Genomic DNA, 16,399 nt, shown 5'->3' with positions numbered 1-16,399 from the left:
CGCCACCAGACTCGTACACCACACGGTTGGACTTTGCCGGCGTCCAACTGCGTCCCTGAGGCCCGGTTGGTGTGCGCCGCCCCCTGGAATAAGGTTCAACGTTCGACCGAAATACCCGGCCCCAAGCCGGGTATTGCCGCGTCTTCGGGGGTATCCAATCAAGGGAACGCTCCGGTTGCTTTGGACCCGCCGGCAGGAAAAGGGCCCCGGTGGAGCGTATCATAGTTGGACGTCGACGAAGCGACCCGACCCGAGACCGAACCTCGAACCCCGTGGTACGCCCATCATCAAGCGACGGAGGAGGACAAGACAAGATGGCCAACCTGATCAAAGTGACCGTGGTTTCTCTCGACAGGGCTCATCCTTGCTCGGCCGGAATCCAGGTCGGAGACAGCTTCACCGTCGACGCCGAGCACTGCCTGACCATCAAGAACCAGACGATCAAGTGCCTCGAACTACTCCACAACGTAACGCCGGCGATCATGACCATGGCCCATGGCGGCAAGCTCCCTTGGGAGAAGAACGGCAAGGCCATGACGGCCTGCAATGACCCGTTCTCCAAGGTGGTCGTGACCGTCGAGAGGGTTTCATGACCGCCGGCTCTTGATCGACTGACCGGGCTTTGCCCGACCGTGTACGTTTCTTTCCGCCCGTGACCGCCAACAATAGGAGTCAGCGAAAGGAAGGATGATGACGATGAAAGACACTCTGATCTGCAAGGGCATGACCTTCTGGGGTTACCACGGTTGCGCTCCCGAGGAAGCCGTCCTCGGCCAGAAGTTCACCGTCGACCTCGAGATGGAGTACGAGATGGGCCAGGACATCGCCACCGACAAGCTGAGCGGCTTTGGCTACGTCGAGGCCTACCAGACCACCAAGCGGATAGTCACCGAGGAACGCTACAACCTCATCCAGAAGTTGGCCGAGCGCATCGCCGAGGAGATCCTCAAGCTCAAGCCGACCGGCAAGTGCACGGTGACGATCATCAAGCCCGGCGCGCCGGCCGGTGGGGCGATGGAGTACGCCGCCGTCCGGATCGTCCGGGAAGGCCCCGCCTATTGAGCCAGGGATCCCGCCAGGAGACCAGAGACCAAGACGGGGGAAGGCCGCGGCGACGCGCGTCCTTCCCCCGTCATTTCCTTGTCGGCGCGATCCTCGTCGGCCCGACGCCTCAACGTTGCGCCCCGCCGACCAGCTTCGCCCCGGCCGCTCTGGCTTCGGCCAGGGCCTCCCTCAAGGGTGATTGTTCCGGGTCGGTCGGCAAGCAGCTGGTCGGGGGCCGGTTCGGGGACCGGGAGAGTCTCCAGGGTGATCTGTTCCGGTCCGGTGAGCAGGGCCCGCCGCATGGTCTTGGGCAGTTCGGTAGGTTGGCTAAAAGGGCGCCTCTCGGCGCTCGTAAGCAAAGTCGCTACATTCTTTAGTGGCGCCGTTGGCAGGAACCGCTCGTAGTTCCCGCGTTTCTTTACAGTTCCGGCACAGCCTGAATGACCTGGGATAATTTTTGCACCGAGACACCCTCCGTAACACGCAGGATTCTGGTCACCCCAGGCGAAATATGTGTTATGCTGTCATACGTCAGACGTCTAACACTTGGACGACAGGCGTTAATGAGTTGTGCCTTCACCCGTGAAGCCAATGGGCTTGATGGGCCACAACCTTGATGGGTCACAACTCTGAGACGAGGCAGTCCCCTCGATTCCATTGTCGCATCATTCGGCGATTGCGCCAGCCGTGTCCCGGCCGTTGCATCGTCGGTTCAACCGGGGAGGTAGACAAGAGAGTGAAACTTACCGGACAGGTAGCCATCGTCACCGGCGCGGGCCAAGGGGTTGGCCGCAGCATCGCCATCAAGTTCGCCGGAGCCGGCGCGTCCGTGGTCCTCGTGGCCAGGACTCAAGCGGCCATCGATAAGGTCGCCGAGGAGTGCCGTCAGAAGGGCGCCCGGGCGCTGGCCATCGCCGCCGACGTCGCCGACGAGGCGGCGGTCAAGGCCATCGTCTCTCGGACCCTGGCCGAGTTCGGCCGGCTCGACGTGATGGTCAACAACGCCGGGGTGATCGTCCCGGCCGCCGTCGTCGACACCGAGCTCAAGGACTGGGAGCGAGTCATCGCCACCAACCTGACCGGGGCCTTCCTGTTCATGAAGTACTGCGGTCGGGAGATGATGGCCCGCCGCCAGGGCCGGATCGTCAACATCTCCTCGGCCGCGGCCAAGGTTCCCTTCCCCGGCTTTGGCACCTACGCCGCCACCAAGGCCGGGATGCTCGGGATCACCCGGATCATGGCCGATGAGATGAAGCCCTACAATGTCCGAGTGAACGCGATCAACCTCGGCCTCACCGACACGCCGGCCGTCCGCGGCCGGATGAGCGTCAATCCCGACGATCTCCTCAAGCCTGAGCAGATCGCCGATGTCGCTTTGTTCCTGGCCTCCGACGCGTCCTCCGGGATGACCGGGACGGACCTCGATGTCTTCGGGAATCGTGCCTGAAATGAACCAGCGCGATTCTTTCCTCGCTCGCGCCGCCAAGCCTGATTCGCCAGGGGCCTGCCGGGGCAAGCCGGCCCCCAGCCCGCCGGCCGAGTGAGCCGTTGACAAGCGATTTGGGAGGAGGTGGTCTCATGTACGACCTGCTAATCAAGAACGCACATGTCGTGACCCTCAACGCCAAACGAGAGATCATCTTCCCCGGGGCTGTGGCCATCACCGGTGACTCGATCGCCGCCGTCGGCAAGGTTTCCGACTTCGACGGGGCCGAGGCCCGGCGGGTCATCGACGCCACCGGCTCGGCCGTCTTCCCCGGTTTCGTCAACACCCACACCCACCTCTTTCAGTCCTTGCTGAAAGGGCTGGGCGACGACCGGCCCCTCTCGGAGTGGCTGGTCACGGCCACCCTGCCGAGCGCCGTCCGCTTCCGGGAGACCGAGATCTACACCTCGGCCGTCCTCGGCTGCCTGGATGCCCTGCACAGCGGGACGACCACGATCCTCGACTACAACTACTGCCACCCCGTGCCGGGGCTCGGCGATGAGACCATCCGCGGGTTCCGCGAGGTCGGCATCCGGGCCATCCTGGCCCGCGGGATGACCGTGGCCGGTGAGAAGTTCGGCATCCCGCCCGCGATGCGCACCACGGCTGAGCGGGCCTTCGCCGATTTCTGCCGGCTATATGACGCCTATCACGGGGCCGACAACGACCGGCTCCGCGTCTGGTTGGCCCCGGGCTCAGTCTGGGGTAACACCCCCGAAGCCCTCCGCGGCGCCCGGGCCCTGGCCACTGAAACCAAGACCGGTCTGACCATCCATACCTCGGAGACCCCCTGGGACCGCGAGGCCGCGGCCGTGGAGCACGGGGTGACCAGCGACTTCGCGGCCCTGGAGAAAGCCCGCATACTTGGTCCGGATGTCCTCCTGGTCCACATGGTCCACGTCACACCGGAGGAGATCACGCGGGCCGCCCGCTACGCTGTCAAGATCTCTCACAACCCGGTCAGCAACATGTACTTGGCCTCTGGAGTCGCTCCGGTGCCGGCCATGATCCGCGAGGGTCTGACCTGCTCCCTCGGCACCGACGGGGCGGCCAGCAACAACACCCAGGACATGATCGAGGCCCTCAAGATGACCGTCCTCATGCACAAGGTGGTCACCATGGACCCGGTGGTCATCACCGCCGAGAAGGTCCTCGAGATGGCGACCATTGACGGGGCACGGTCGCTCGGGATGGCCGACCGCATCGGTTCGTTGGAACCCGGCAAACGGGCCGACCTCTTCATCTTCGACCCCACCCGGGCGCCGCGTTCGGTGCCCATGCACCACCCAGTCTCAACCCTCGTCTACTCAGGCGGCGTGGACAACGTCGCCACGGTCGTCGTGGACGGCCGCGTCCTCATCGACGACGGCCAGGCCGTCACCGTCGATGAACGGGCCTTCCTGGCCCGGGCCCAGCAGGTCTCGGCCGACCTGGCCGAGCGGGCCGGCACGGCGGAGAACGTGCGGCGCCGTCCATGGCGCTCTCTGCCCCAAAGTAACCGAAGGGACGTGGATTGATTGGCAACTCAGGTGGCAATGCCCAAACTGGGCTTGACCATGATCCAAGGCAAGGTAGTCAAGTGGCTCGTCGCTGAAGGCGACTCGGTCACCAAGGGCCAGACCATCGTCCAGGTGACCACCGAGAAGATCGCCAACGTCGTCGAGGCCCCGGCTGACGGCGTCGTTCGCAAGATCCTCGTCGCTCAAGGGGCCACCGTGCCCGTCCTAACCCCGCTGGCCATCATCGGCTCGGCCGGTGAGGACATCAGCGAGGCCCTCAAGGCGGCCTCCACCGCCCCGGCCGTTTCGAACATCGTCGCCGGCGCCTCCGCTCCCATCGCCGCTGCCAAGACTGCCGCGGCACCCGCCGGGCCCGCGGCTCAGCCGGTCTATCCGGCCCCGGCCGGCGACTCCCTGAAGGTCTCCCCCATCGCCCGCAAACTGGCTGAGGAAGCCGGTCTGGACCTATCCACCGTCGTCGGCAGCGGCCCGGCCGGACGGATCCTCCGCGAGGACGTCGAGAAGGCCCTGGCCGCCAAGAAGACCGGGCCGTCAGCCATGAACACGGCTCCCGCCGTCGCCGCCGCCACGCCCAACGCCGGCCCGGTGAAGGCCTCGCCGGCCGCCAGGAAGCTGGCTGAAGAGAAGGGCCTCGACCTGTCCCTGATCCAGGGGACCGGCCCCGACGGCCGGATCCTCACCGAGGACGTCGAGCGCGCCGCCGCCACCACCAACCTGCCCTCCGCCGATCAAACCGTCCCGGCCAGCGACATGCGGATGGTCATCGCCCGCCGGATGATGGAGAGCATGACCGTCGCCGCCCAGACCACCATCAGCCGCAGCGTCAACGTGGGCGAGCTGGTCCGGCTCCGCGAGTCCCTGGTTCCCCGCCTGGCGCGCGAGGGCGGCGTCAAGCTCACCTACACCGACCTCATCGTCAGGGCCGTGGCCCTGTCGCTCCGCCGCCACCCCGAGATCAACGTCAGCTTCGACGGCCAGAACGTGACCACCCACGCCGAGATCAACCTCGGCATCGCCGTCGACCTCGGTGACGGCCTCATCGTCCCGGTCGTCCACCGGGCCGATACCCTCGGCCTGAGCCAGCTGTCGGCCCGGATCAAGGGCCTCGCCGAGATGGCCCGCCGCGGCGCCCTCGAGCCCGACGACGTCGTCGGCAACACCCTGACGGTGACCAACCTCGGCATGTTCGGGATCGACGTCTTCACCCCCATCATCAACCAGCCCGAAAGCGTCATCCTGGGCGTCGGGCGGATCGCCGACCGGCCGGTCGTCGAGAACGGCCAGGTCGTCCCAGGCAAGGAAATGGTCCTCAGCCTGACCCACGACCACCGGGTCATCGACGGGGCCACGGCCGCCCGCTTCCTCAATACCGTCGTCGGCTACCTCGAAGCCCCGTACACTCTGCTCGGTCTGGGGAATGGGTTATGAGACAGACCAAGCTTCTGATCGTCGGCGGCGGGCCGGCCGGTTATGTGGCCGCCCTGCGCGCCGCCCAACTGGGAGCCAAACCGCTCCTGGTCGAGGTGGCCGAGCTCGGCGGGACCTGCCTGAACCGCGGCTGCGTCCCGACCAAGAGCCTGATTGAAAGCTCCGGGCTGTACCGGGCGATCGCCGGGGCCACCGCCACCCAGCATGGGATCACGGTGACCGGCGCCTCGGTCGACCTCGGCGTGATGGTCCGGCGCAAGGAAGAAGTCACCCGGACCCTCCGCGACGCCCTCGGCGTGCTCCTCCCGAGCCGTGGCATCGAGATAATCCCCGGGCGGGCACGCTTCGTCGGGCCCCGTGAGGTCGCCGTCCAGTCGGGCGGCGCGGCCACCACGGCGGGAGGCGGCGGTCACGAGGAGCGGGTCTCCTTCGAGCAGGCCGTCATCTGCACCGGCTCATCGGCCTGGCAGCCACCCATCCCCGGCCTGGAACTGCCCGGGGTCATCGGCAGCGATGAGGCTCTCGTCCCGACCGACGTCCCGCCCACCCTGGCGGTGATCGGCGGCGGGGCGGTCGGCTGTGAGTTCGCCACCATCTACGCCTCCCTCGGCAGCAAGGTCACGATCATCGAGATGTTGCCCGGTCTCATCCCGACGGAAGACGCCGAGATGGGCCAGGCCCTGCAGTACTACATGGAAGCCCGGGGCGTCAGGGTCATCACCGGCGCCCGGGTGGAACTGGTCGAACGGCTTGACCCGGCCTCCGATGTCGAGGCCGGCGGCGGCGCCGCCCTGCGGATCCGCCTGGCCACGCCGAGCGGCCCGCAGACCGTCGACGTGGCCCGCGTCCTGGCGGCCATCGGACGGCGTCCGAACACGGCCGGCCTGAACCTCGAGGCCGCCGGCCTGGCGGCCGGTCGCCGGGGCGAGATCCCCGTCGATGCGACCATGCGGACGAGCGTCCCCGGCATCTTCGCCGCCGGCGACGTCACCGGCGGGATCCTCCTCGCCCACGTCGCTTTCGAGCAAGGGATCGTCGCCGTCGAGAACGCCCTCGGCCGCCGGTCCCGCTTCAGCCAAGGAATCATCCCCCGCTGCATCTACACCGACCCGGAGGTCTCGGCCGTCGGAATGACCGAAGCGGCCGCCCGGGAAGAGGGCTACGAGGTCGCCGTCGGTCGGTTTCCCTTCAGCAACAGCGGCCGGGCTCTGGCCATGGCCAAGTCCGAAGGTCTGGTCAAGGTCGTCGCCGAGTCCGGCTCCGGTCAACTCCTCGGGGTCCACATCATCGGGCCGCACGCCTCGGAGTTGATCGCCGAAGCCGCCCTGGCCCTCCACCACGGAAGCACCATCGATGACTTTGCTCAGGTCATCCACCCGCACCCGACCCTGACTGAGTCGGTCAAGGAGGCCGTCCTCGATTGCCGCGGGGAGGCCATCCACAAGTGAGCGCCCAGGAGTGGCCCGACTGGCTGGTCGTCCGGGTCCCGGCCGAGGGGCCGGCCCCGATGGTCGACGGGACCCTTCGCGACCTCGGGTTGCACACCGTCTGTGAGGAAGCCTCCTGCCCGAACATCTGGGAGTGCTACAACGAGCGGACGGCGACCTTCCTGATCATGGGCGACACCTGCACCCGCCACTGCGCCTTCTGCGGGGTCAAGCACGCCTCCCCGCGGGACACCGCCCTGCCGGTCGACCACGACGAGCCGGCCCGGGTGGCTGAAGCCACCAGGCGCCTGGGCCTGAAGCACGTGGTCATCACCTCGGTCACCCGCGACGACCTCCCCGACGGCGGCGCCGGCATCTTTGCCGACTGCATCAGCGCCGTGCGCAAGGCCACCCCCGGGACGACCGTCGAGGTCCTCGTCCCCGACTTCCTCGGCGACCGCGCCGCTTTGGGCAAGGTCCTGGCGGCGGCCCCGGAAGTCTTCAACCACAACGTCGAGACGGTGCCGCGCCTGTATTCCAAGGTCAGACCGCAGGCCGTCTACCGCCGGTCCCTGGAGGTGCTGGCCACGGCCGCCTCGGTCGCGCCGGCCGTCAAGTCCGGGCTGATGCTCGGCCTGGGCGAGACGGCGGAGGAAGTGGAGCAGGTCATGGTCGACCTCCTTCAGGCCGGCTGTCGCCTCCTCACCCTGGGCCAGTACCTGAGGCCGTCGCCCCACCAGTTGCCGGTGACCCGAATGGTGCCGCCGGCCGAGTTCGCCGAGTTCGAGAAGAAGGCCATGGCCCTGGGGTTCGCCGAGGTCTCCTCCGGGCCTTTGGTGCGCAGTTCATATCGGGCGGCGGAGATGCGTCGGATCGCCGGCGCGTCGGGCCGGTCGCCCGAAGTCAGGGGGTCTTGAGTTGGTCAGCGTCAACAAGGAAACAGTCAAACTCATCAAACGGGCCATCGATGAGGCGGACAGGCTCGATGCCGCCATCTCCAAGCTGCCCTGCGGGGCGACCGTCATCGACATGGGCGTCGAGCGGAACGGCGGCTGGGAGGCCGGCCGTCTCTTCAGCGAGATGACCATGGGCGCCCTCGGCGCGGCCTCGCTCGGCCAGTTCATGCTGGGCGACATCTACCTGCCGTCGATCGACGTTCGGATCGACCAGCCGCTCATCGCCACCTTCGGCTGCCAGATCGCCGGGTGGCAGCTCAGCGGGGGGGCCTTCTCGGTGATCGGCTCCGGCCCGGCCCGGGCCCAGGGCAAGATCCCGTCCGACACCTACGTCCACCGCATCAGCTACCGCGACCACCACGACGAGGTCGTCCTCTGCCTGCAGATGGACTCCCTGCCCACCGACGACATGGCCATCGCCGTGGCCAAGGCCTGCGGCGTGGCCCCCGATAAGGTCTACCTGCCGGTCGCCTCGAACACCTCGATCACGACATCGGTCCAGGTCTCGGCCCGTTCGGTCGAGCAGACCATCCACCGTCTTCAGGAAGAGGACTTCCCCATCGAGTCGATCCTCTGGGCCTGGGGCACCGCGCCGATCGCCCCCGTCGCCGACGACAAGCTCAAGACGATGGGGCGGATCAACGACGCCCTCCTCTACGGCGGCGTGTCCGACTTCTGGGTGCGGACCACCGACGAGGCCTGCGCGCGAGTGATCAACAAGATTGTCAGCGAGGCCGCCAGCCTCCACGGTAAGCCTTTCGCCGACATCTTCGTCGAGAACAACCGCGACTTCTACCAGATCCAGCACAACATCCACGCCCCGGCGCGGGTGCACCTCCACAACCTGGCCACCGGCAGCTCGTTCGCCGCCGGCCACCTGGACTACGACGTCCTCAAGGAGACCTTCCTGAAATGACCGCCACGCCTGCGGCCGGGACCGGCGCGGGCCGAACGCTCGTCAATCCGGCGGTGGCCGCGGCCGGGGTGAAGCTCCTGGCCATCGCCGGCAGCATCAGGCACGGCGGCAACAGCGAGATGTTGGCCCAGGCGGCCCTCGACGGGGCGGCCGCGGCCGGCGCCCAGGTCGAGCTGGTGACCCTGGCGGGAAAGCGGATTGCCACCTGCCGCGGAACGTGCCACGACAAGTGCCACGGGCCGGCCGCCCCCGTCGAGCCCTGGCGGGCCTGCGTTTACAAGGACGATGCCCCGGAGGTATTGGCCAAGATGGTCGAGGCCGACGCGGTCATCCTGGTCGCCCCGGTCTTCCACGCCGGTCTCCCCGGGACCCTGCGGTGCCTGATGGATCGGTGCAACGCCCTGTCCCGCTTCGCCGACGAGGCGATCACCAGCGTCATGGCGGGCAAGGTCGGCGGGGCGGTGGCCGTCGGCGGCGCCCGCCACGGCGGCCAGGAAGCCGTCCTCGGGCAACTCATCGACTTCTTCCTGGCCACCCAGATGATCCCGATCACCCTGGCCGAGCATCAGGGGTACCGCGGGGTAGCCTCGGTGGCCGAACCGGCCGGGGCGGTGGCCGGCGATGAGTGGGTCGATTACGCCACGAAGCACGAAGCGGCCCTCCCCCTGGCCCGAGTCTACGGGGCCAAGCTGGCCGGCGAAGCGGCCGTGGTCAAGTTGGGCCGGCAGGCCGCCCGGCGACTGAATCAGGTTGAATAGCTTCAGCCCATAGACCCCTAGCCCAAAAACAGAAAGACGAAAGCGAGGTTCTGGTCAGTGGCGATGGACAAACAGAAGCTCCTCGATTACTACCGCAAGATGGTCCTCGTCCGGCGCTTCGAGGAGACCATGGAAGAGTACGCCAAGAAGGGCTACATTCCGGGTTTCCTTCACCTCGGCATCGGGCAGGAGGCCTCCCAGGTCGGCGCGATGTCGGCCTTCGAGCCCGGCGACTACGTTCTCCCCGACCACCGCGGTCACGGCGTCTGCCTGATGGTCGGTACCCCGACCCGGGAAGTGATGGCCGAGATCTTCGGCAAGAAGACCGGCACCAACGGCGGCCGCGGCGGCAGCATGCACGTGGCCGACCTGAAGCGAGGCAACATCGGCAACAACGCCATCCAGGGTTCGACCATGGCCACCGCCTGTGGGCTGGCCGTCTCGGCCCAGGTCAAGAAGACCAAGTCGATCACCTTCGACTTCCTCGGTGACGGCACGGTCGGCCGCGGCGAGTTCCACGAAAGCCTCAACCTGGCCGGCATCTGGAAGCTCCCGATCGTCTACGTCCTGGTCAACAACGGCTACGCCATCTCGACCCGGGCGACCGACGCCCACCCCCTGGCCGACCTGGCCAAGATGGGCTGCGCCTACAACATCCCCGGGGTGACCGTCGACGGCAACGACGTCGAAGCCGTGGCCGCCGCGGTCAAGGAAGCGGCCGACCGCGCCCGCCGCGGCGATGGCGCGACCATCGTCGAACTGAAGACCTACCGTTGGCAGGGCCACTTCTCCGGCGACCCGGCCTCCTACCGCCCGGCCGAAGAACTCGCGGCCTGGAAAGAAAAGTGCCCCATCAAGCATCTGCGGACCCAGCTCCTTGGGAAGAAGTTGACCGATGAGGCCGCCCTCAAGGCGATCGCGGACGACGTCGAGCGGGAGATCCAGGACGCCCTCAAGTTCGCCATCGACAGCCCGACGCCGACCATCGAGGATGCCCTGCGCTTCGTCTACGTGGGAAGAGAGGTGGCCGGCAAGTGAGAACGATCAACTTCGTCACCGCCATCAACGAGGCCCTTCACCAGGAGATGGCCAATGACAGCCGGGTCATCCTCCTCGGCGAGGACGTCGCCCGGATGGGCGGCGATTTCGGCGCCACCATGGGCCTTTTGGCCAAGTTCGGCCCGGACCGGGTCCGGGACACGCCGCTCTCCGAGGCGGCCATCCTCGGCGTGGCCAACGGCGCCGCCTTTGTCGGGCTGCGGCCGATTGTCGAGATCATGTTCTCGGACTTCATCACCGAGTGCTACGACCAGCTGGTCAACAACAGCGCCAAGGCCCATTACATGTTCGAAGGCAAGGCCTCGGCGGCGATCGTCGTCCGGACCGCTTCCGGCGCCGGCTTCCGGGCCGCCTATCACCATTCACAGAACCCCGAGGCCTGGTTCCAGAACATCCCCGGGCTGACCGTGGTCGGCCCGTCGACCCCTTACGACGCCAAGGGCCTCCTGATCGCCGCCATCCGCGACGACAACCCGGTCATCTTCCTCGAGCACAAGATGCTCTATGGGACGACCGGTGAGGTCCCCGAGGAGTCGTACACCCTGCCCATCGGCGTCGCCGAGGTCAAGCGTCCGGGCACCGACGTGACCGTCGTGGCCAGCCTGAAGCAGGTCCACTACGCCCTGGCCGCGGCCGAGAAGCTGGCCGCCGAAGAGGAGATCTCCTGCGAGGTCATCGACCTGCGGACCCTCATCCCCTTCGACCAAGCGACCGTCCTCGCGTCGCTGAAGAAGACCGGCCGCATCGTCCTGGTCAACGAGGCCCCGAAGACCGGCAGCATCAACTCCGAGATCTCGGCGGTGATCATGGAAGAGGCCTTCAAGGACCTCAAGGCCCCGGTCGAGCGAGTCAACTCCCTCGACGTCCCGGTCGGTTTCGCCCCGGTCATCGAGGACTACGTCACCCCTGGCCCGGCCGACATCGCCAAGGCCGTCCGCAAGGTCATCGACAACTGAGATATTGAGCGAAGCCCCCGGCCCGCGTCCGGGCCGGGGGCCGCAGGACCCCGACGATTGACAGTGCACGCGTTCACAGCGCTTCAAGACAACGCACCGGAGGAGAGGGTTCGCTTGGGTCAACCCTTGCTCGAATTGCGCGGGATCACAAAGCGCTTCCCCGGCGTGCTGGCCAACGACCACGTTGATTTTTCTCTGGAGAAGGGCGAGATCCATGCTCTGCTCGGAGAGAACGGCGCCGGAAAATCGACCCTGATGTCGGTTCTCTATGGGTTGTACCAGCCGGACGAGGGACGGATCATCATGGACGAGCGCGAAGTGAACCTCGGCTCGCCACGCGATGCAATAGACCTCGGAATCGGCATGGTCCATCAGCACTTCATGCTCGTGCCCGTGCTGACGGTGGCTCAGAACGTAGCCCTCGGCTGCCGTGGGCTTGGGCTGTTCCAGAGGAGGAAGGCGCTGAACCAGTTAGTCTCAGCCTTGGCCGGGGAGTTTGGCCTGGAGGTTAACCCGAGCGACTACGTCTGGCAGTTGCCGGTGGGCGTCCAGCAAAGGGTCGAGATCCTTAAAGTTCTCTACCGCAAGGCCCGGGTGATCATCCTTGACGAGCCCACGGCTGTCCTCACGGAGAGTCAGTCGCTGAGCCTTTTTGCGTCGCTGCGGGCTTTCGCCCAGAAGGGTCACTCGGTCGTCGTCATCACTCACAAGCTCGAAGAGGTGCTGGCCAACGCCGATCGAATCACGGTCATGCGCCAGGGCCGTGTCGTCGGCACCCTCGCCGGCCATGAGGCCACTCGGAGCACCTTGGCCAAGATGATGGTCGGGCGGGATTTGGCCCGAGTTCGTCGCGAGGAGCAGACGCAGCCGGGCGAGGTCGCCCTGAGGGTCAACGGAGTGAGCGCGGTCGGGGATAAGGGGCTCATGGCCGTGAACGGAGTCGACTTCGAGGTCCACCGGGGCGAGATCTTCGGCATCGCCGGCGTCGATGGCAACGGGCAGATGGAACTGGGCGAGGCTCTTGTCGGCCTCCGACCCCTGGCCGGCGGGACGATTGAGTTCTTCGGCCAAAGGGCCGACCGATGGCCGGTCGACACGCGACTGTCGAAAGGGCTTGGTTACATACCCGAAGACCGTCAGGCGAAGGGCCTGATCATGCCGTTTTCCGTGGCCGACAACATTCTCCTGGGAAGTCAGCGGGCCGCGTCATACAGTCGAGGGTTCCTCCTTGATGAGCAGCCGGTCAGGGAACATGCCCGGGCAATGATGAAGGAATTCGACATCCGGGCAACGGACGAAAGCGCCAGGGTGGAGCATCTGTCCGGAGGCAATCAGCAGAAAGTCATCCTGGCCCGAGAACTCGGGCGGGAGACCGACATCCTGATCGCCTCGCAGCCCACGCGCGGGCTGGACATCGGGGCGACGGAGTTCGTCCACGGCCGCCTCCTTGAGGAGCGTAAGCGAATGAAGGCGGTGGTTTTGATCTCCTCAGATCTCGACGAGATCAGGGCCCTCAGCGATCGGATCGCGGTGATGTATAGAGGACGGATTGTCGGCATCACCTCGCCCGATGCGTCCACCGAGGAACTCGGCCTGCTCATGGCCGGGTCCCCGTCGGCCACCAGACCCACCGCGCTGACCGGGGGTGATCAGACTGCCGTTCAATGACCGCCTGAGACAGTTGGCCAAACCAGTGGTCATGCCGCTACTCGCGCTGGTCTTTGCCCTACTCCTGGGGGCCGTCCTGATGGGACTGGGTGGCTATAGCGCCGGCGCCGCCTATGGGGCCTTGTTCCAGGCATCCTTCGGCAGCCTCGGCTCCTTCACCGACACGCTGGTGAAGGCCAGCCCGCTTCTATTCACCGGCATGGCCGTGGCCTTTGCCTTCAAGGCCAACGTCTTCAACATTGGAGCCGAGGGCCAGTTCCTGGCCGGCGGGATGATGGTCGCCTGGCTCGGGCCCTTGGTTGGGAACCTCCCCAAAGTGGTGGCTCTGCCCCTGCTCCTCATCGTCGCCGCGGCCGGTGGAGCGCTCTTCGGTCTTCTTCCCGCCTACCTCAAGGTGTCACGGGGGATTTCCGAGGTCATCACGACGATCATGCTCAACTACATCGGGTTGAACCTCCTTGGTTATGTGGTCCACGGCCCGTTGAAGGACGTGAGCGGCGGCATCCCCCAGACGGCGGCCATCGCCGAGTCCGCCAGGCTGCCAATGGTTATTCCCGGGCAGTGGCTCCATCTCGGCTACGTCATCGGGGTGATCCTGGCCCTTCTCCTTGGCGTCGTCCTGTCCCGGAGCTATTTTGGCTTTGAGGTCCGGGCGGTCGGCCTTAACCCGACCGCCGCCAGGGCATACGGCATCCGCGTTCCGCGCACGGTCTTCCTGGTCATGTGCATCAGCGGTGGTTTGGCTGGGCTCGGCGGCGGCGTCGAGATGTCCGGCGTAGCCTACCGCCTGTTCGAGGGGTTCTCGCCGGGATATGGTTACACGGCCATCGCCGTGGCTCTCATGGCTGCCAACAGCCCGGTTGGGGTCATCTTCACGTCAATCCTGTTTGGCGCACTCAGCTCCGGTTCGATGATGATGCAACAGACCGCCGGCGTCTCGTCCGTTTTCGTAAGTGTCTTCCAATCCCTGATCGTGTTGTTCGTGGCTTGTGCCGTTCAGTTTCAGGGGAACGGCCTCGGCCTCAGGTTCCTTCGGAGCCGACGGGGGGTGGTCTGATGTCGGCGTTGCTTATTGCTCTGGGTATTTGGGCCCAGTCGTCGATGCGACTGGCCACGCCGATCCTGTTGACCGCCCTCGGGGAGAACGTCGCCGAGAAATCCGGGATCATCAACGTCGGCATCGAGGGCGAGATGTTGGTCGGCGCGTTTGTCGCCTTCGCCACGACCTATGCCACCGGCTCCCTGCTTGTGGGACTCATCTCCGGGGCCTCGGCCGGGCTCCTCGTGGCGGCCATCTTCGCCCTGGCGGCAATCACTCTTCGAGCCGACCAGGTCGTTGTCGGGACGGCCATAAACCTCTTGGGCCTTGGCCTGACCGGGTTCTTATACCGCAGCCTTTTCGTCACCACAAGCAACGCACAGCTGGTCTCGCCGTTCCCGAGCGTGCCCATACCGGGTCTGTCGCGGATCCCGGTCCTTGGGCCGATGCTCTTCCATCAGAACGTCTTGGTCTACATGTCCCTTCTGACCTGCGTGGCCCTGTGGGTGTTGCTCGCTCGGACCTCGCTCGGCAACGTGATCATCGCCACCGGAGAACACCCGAGGGCGGCCGACACGTTGGGGATCAACGTGCTGAGAGTCCGCTGGGTGTCGACTCTCTTCGGCGGTGTCATGGCCGGGCTGGCTGGGGCGTTCCTGTCCATCGGCTACGTCAACACCTTTGTGGAGGGGATGACCTCCGGACGCGGCTTTATCGCCTTGGCCGTGGTCATCCTCGGACGCTGGAACCCCTTGGGAATCCTGGCCGGCTCCCTGATCTTCGGCGGGGCCAGCGCCCTTCAGGTGCGCATTCAGATCCTGGGCAACAACATCCCCACCAACCTGGTTCTGATGCTGCCCTATGTCCTGACCATCCTGAGCGTCATCGTCGTAAGCAAGAAACGTTCTGGGAGCCCGGCGGCCCTTGGGATCCCGTACCGGAAGTCGTAGGTGACCCAGGGCGGCCAAATGTTGGAGGGTTGGATGCGGACCCGGAAAGGAGATGGGAACAGGGAGGAACGACGAAGTCGGCCGAGGTGGCCGGCGCGGTTGCCGAAGTCAAGACCAGTTTCTCAACGCTCCATGACTGATCAGGCGATGACAAAGTCATGACTTTGGAGGAGGAAGCCAAGTTGAAGAAAGTCGTTGCGGTAGTTATGGTAACCCTCTTGATTCTCGCTGTTGGCGGTTGCTCGAGCGGTCAGAAGGCATCGCCAACGTTCAAAGTCGGCCTCCTGGTTCCGGGCAGCATCAATGACCAGGGCTGGAATGCCTCCGGTTATGCCGGACTGATGGCCATCAAGGACCAGCTCGGGGCGGAGACCAGCTACGCTGTGGCGGCCAACCCCAGCGACATGATCAGCGCCTTCCGGCAGTATGGAAAGGACGGCTACAAGCTCGTCGTCGGTCACGGTTCCCAGTACCAGGACGCGGCTGCCCAGGTAGCGGCGGAGTACCCGAAGACCGTTTTCATGACCATTGGCGGGAACAAGACAGCCGCCAATCTGGCTCCCATCGTCATCAAGTCGGAGGACGTGCACTACCTGTTCGGCATCATCGCCGCGATGCTCTCGAAGTCGGGGACGATCGGGTTTGTCGGCGGGGTCAATACGCCGGCCATTTCCAAGACCGAACGTGGCTTCAAGCTCGGGGCCCAGTCGGTCAACCCGAATATCAAGTTCAAGTCAGCTTATATCGGCAACTACGATGATGTGGCCGCCGGCAAGGAAGCGGCCCTAGCTGAAATAGCGCAGGGGGCCGACGTCATCATGCACAACGGCAACTCGGTCGGCCTGGGCGCCCTGCAGGCGTGCGTGGAGAAGAAGGTCTGGACCTTCGGGATGTCCGTGGACCAGACCTCGCTGGGCCCCAACAACGTGATCGCTTCGAACGTGACCGACATGAGCCTGGCCTACGTAGGCGCGGCCAAGGCGGTAAAGGGCGGCACGTTCAACGGCAAGTCCCAGGAGGTTGGGCTCAAGGACGGCGCGGCTGCGATCGTCTGGAACCCGGCGGTCAAGGCCAAGCTGTCACAGGCCATTCTTGATGCCGTGGACAAGGCGGCGGCCAAGATCAAGTCCGGCGAGATCCACGTCCCGGGCGAGAACGAGTAAGGGCTTGATGGTGGCGTGGGGGGGGGGGG

The 16,399-nt window shown here is 65.9% G+C and carries 15 protein-coding genes; all 15 read left to right on the top strand.

The window, feature by feature from the left end; all coding sequences use genetic code 11:
• Positions 1–314 precede the first annotated feature (314 nt).
• The 15 genes from VGL40_09155 (at position 315) to VGL40_09085 (ending at position 16,370) form a co-directional block, all read left to right on the top strand.
• Entirely contained in the window at positions 315–593 is a 279-nt protein-coding gene (locus VGL40_09155) for a TIGR04076 family protein (protein ID HEY3315423.1), read from the top strand.
• Positions 594–696: 103 nt separating this feature from the next.
• Entirely contained in the window at positions 697–1,062 is a 366-nt protein-coding gene (gene folB, locus VGL40_09150; protein HEY3315422.1) for a dihydroneopterin aldolase, read from the top strand.
• Between the two features lie 718 nt (positions 1,063–1,780).
• Positions 1,781–2,491: an SDR family NAD(P)-dependent oxidoreductase gene (locus VGL40_09145; GenBank protein ID HEY3315421.1), complete on the top strand. Its 711-nt coding sequence runs from the start codon at positions 1,781–1,783 to the stop codon at positions 2,489–2,491.
• Between the two features lie 131 nt (positions 2,492–2,622).
• A complete protein-coding gene (locus VGL40_09140; GenBank protein ID HEY3315420.1) occupies positions 2,623–4,047 on the top strand; it encodes an amidohydrolase in 1,425 nt (474 codons plus the stop codon).
• Positions 4,048–4,065: 18 nt separating this feature from the next.
• The gene (locus VGL40_09135; GenBank protein ID HEY3315419.1) at positions 4,066–5,478 is read left to right on the top strand and encodes a 2-oxo acid dehydrogenase subunit E2; all 1,413 of its coding nucleotides are present in this window, start codon (positions 4,066–4,068) and stop codon (positions 5,476–5,478) included.
• A complete protein-coding gene (gene lpdA, locus VGL40_09130; GenBank protein ID HEY3315418.1) occupies positions 5,475–6,926 on the top strand; it encodes a dihydrolipoyl dehydrogenase in 1,452 nt (483 codons plus the stop codon). The genes VGL40_09135 and lpdA overlap by 4 nt, the downstream gene beginning before the upstream one ends.
• On the top strand, positions 6,923–7,822 hold the full coding sequence (lipA, locus tag VGL40_09125) for a lipoyl synthase (protein ID HEY3315417.1): 900 nt from the start codon (positions 6,923–6,925) through the stop codon (positions 7,820–7,822). Before lpdA ends, lipA begins: the two co-directional genes overlap by 4 nt.
• A 1-nt stretch (position 7,823) precedes the next feature.
• Complete coding sequence (gene mch, locus VGL40_09120) at positions 7,824–8,777, top strand: methenyltetrahydromethanopterin cyclohydrolase (GenBank protein HEY3315416.1); 954 nt, start codon at positions 7,824–7,826, stop codon at positions 8,775–8,777.
• Positions 8,774–9,535 (top strand): flavodoxin family protein, encoded by a 762-nt coding sequence (locus VGL40_09115; protein ID HEY3315415.1) that lies wholly within the window; start codon positions 8,774–8,776, stop codon positions 9,533–9,535. Before mch ends, VGL40_09115 begins: the two co-directional genes overlap by 4 nt.
• A 63-nt stretch (positions 9,536–9,598) precedes the next feature.
• Positions 9,599–10,573 carry a thiamine pyrophosphate-dependent dehydrogenase E1 component subunit alpha gene (locus VGL40_09110; GenBank protein ID HEY3315414.1) on the top strand — a complete coding sequence of 325 codons (975 nt, stop codon included), beginning with the start codon at positions 9,599–9,601 and terminating at the stop codon, positions 10,571–10,573.
• Between the two features lie 47 nt (positions 10,574–10,620).
• Positions 10,621–11,550, top strand: coding sequence for an alpha-ketoacid dehydrogenase subunit beta (locus VGL40_09105; GenBank protein ID HEY3315413.1), 930 nt, complete (start codon positions 10,621–10,623; stop codon positions 11,548–11,550).
• A 114-nt stretch (positions 11,551–11,664) separates the two neighbouring features.
• Positions 11,665–13,218 (top strand): ABC transporter ATP-binding protein, encoded by a 1,554-nt coding sequence (locus tag VGL40_09100; protein HEY3315412.1) that lies wholly within the window; start codon positions 11,665–11,667, stop codon positions 13,216–13,218.
• Positions 13,196–14,275 carry an ABC transporter permease gene (locus tag VGL40_09095; protein HEY3315411.1) on the top strand — a complete coding sequence of 360 codons (1,080 nt, stop codon included), beginning with the start codon at positions 13,196–13,198 and terminating at the stop codon, positions 14,273–14,275. Before VGL40_09100 ends, VGL40_09095 begins: the two co-directional genes overlap by 23 nt.
• Entirely contained in the window at positions 14,275–15,207 is a 933-nt protein-coding gene (locus VGL40_09090; protein ID HEY3315410.1) for an ABC transporter permease, read from the top strand. Before VGL40_09095 ends, VGL40_09090 begins: the two co-directional genes overlap by 1 nt.
• A gap of 182 nt (positions 15,208–15,389) precedes the next feature.
• A complete protein-coding gene (locus VGL40_09085; GenBank protein ID HEY3315409.1) occupies positions 15,390–16,370 on the top strand; it encodes a BMP family protein in 981 nt (326 codons plus the stop codon).
• The last annotated feature ends 29 nt before the right edge of the window (positions 16,371–16,399 follow it).

It is taken from the genome of Bacillota bacterium (assembly GCA_036504675.1).
In the GTDB taxonomy this organism is placed as follows: Bacteria; Bacillota; Sulfobacillia; order JAJYWN01; family JAJZPE01; genus DASXUT01.
The sequence above is the reverse complement of the archived record's forward strand: the minus strand, read 5'-3'. Positions and strand labels throughout refer to the sequence as shown.

What these genes read in the sequence shown, in the direction of transcription:
- lpdA (HEY3315418.1), top strand. Translation starts at nt 5,475, where the DNA reads ATGAGACAGACCAAGCTTCTGATCGTCGGCGGCGGGCCGGCCGGTTAT.
- VGL40_09155 (HEY3315423.1), top strand. Translation starts at nt 315, where the DNA reads ATGGCCAACCTGATCAAAGTGACCGTGGTTTCTCTCGACAGGGCTCAT.
- VGL40_09115 (HEY3315415.1), top strand. Translation starts at nt 8,774, where the DNA reads ATGACCGCCACGCCTGCGGCCGGGACCGGCGCGGGCCGAACGCTCGTC.
- VGL40_09110 (HEY3315414.1), top strand. Translation starts at nt 9,599, where the DNA reads ATGGACAAACAGAAGCTCCTCGATTACTACCGCAAGATGGTCCTCGTC.
- folB (HEY3315422.1), top strand. Translation starts at nt 697, where the DNA reads ATGAAAGACACTCTGATCTGCAAGGGCATGACCTTCTGGGGTTACCAC.
- VGL40_09105 (HEY3315413.1), top strand. Translation starts at nt 10,621, where the DNA reads ATGGCCAATGACAGCCGGGTCATCCTCCTCGGCGAGGACGTCGCCCGG.
- VGL40_09135 (HEY3315419.1), top strand. Translation starts at nt 4,066, where the DNA reads ATGCCCAAACTGGGCTTGACCATGATCCAAGGCAAGGTAGTCAAGTGG.
- VGL40_09140 (HEY3315420.1), top strand. Translation starts at nt 2,623, where the DNA reads ATGTACGACCTGCTAATCAAGAACGCACATGTCGTGACCCTCAACGCC.
- VGL40_09090 (HEY3315410.1), top strand. Translation starts at nt 14,275, where the DNA reads ATGTCGGCGTTGCTTATTGCTCTGGGTATTTGGGCCCAGTCGTCGATG.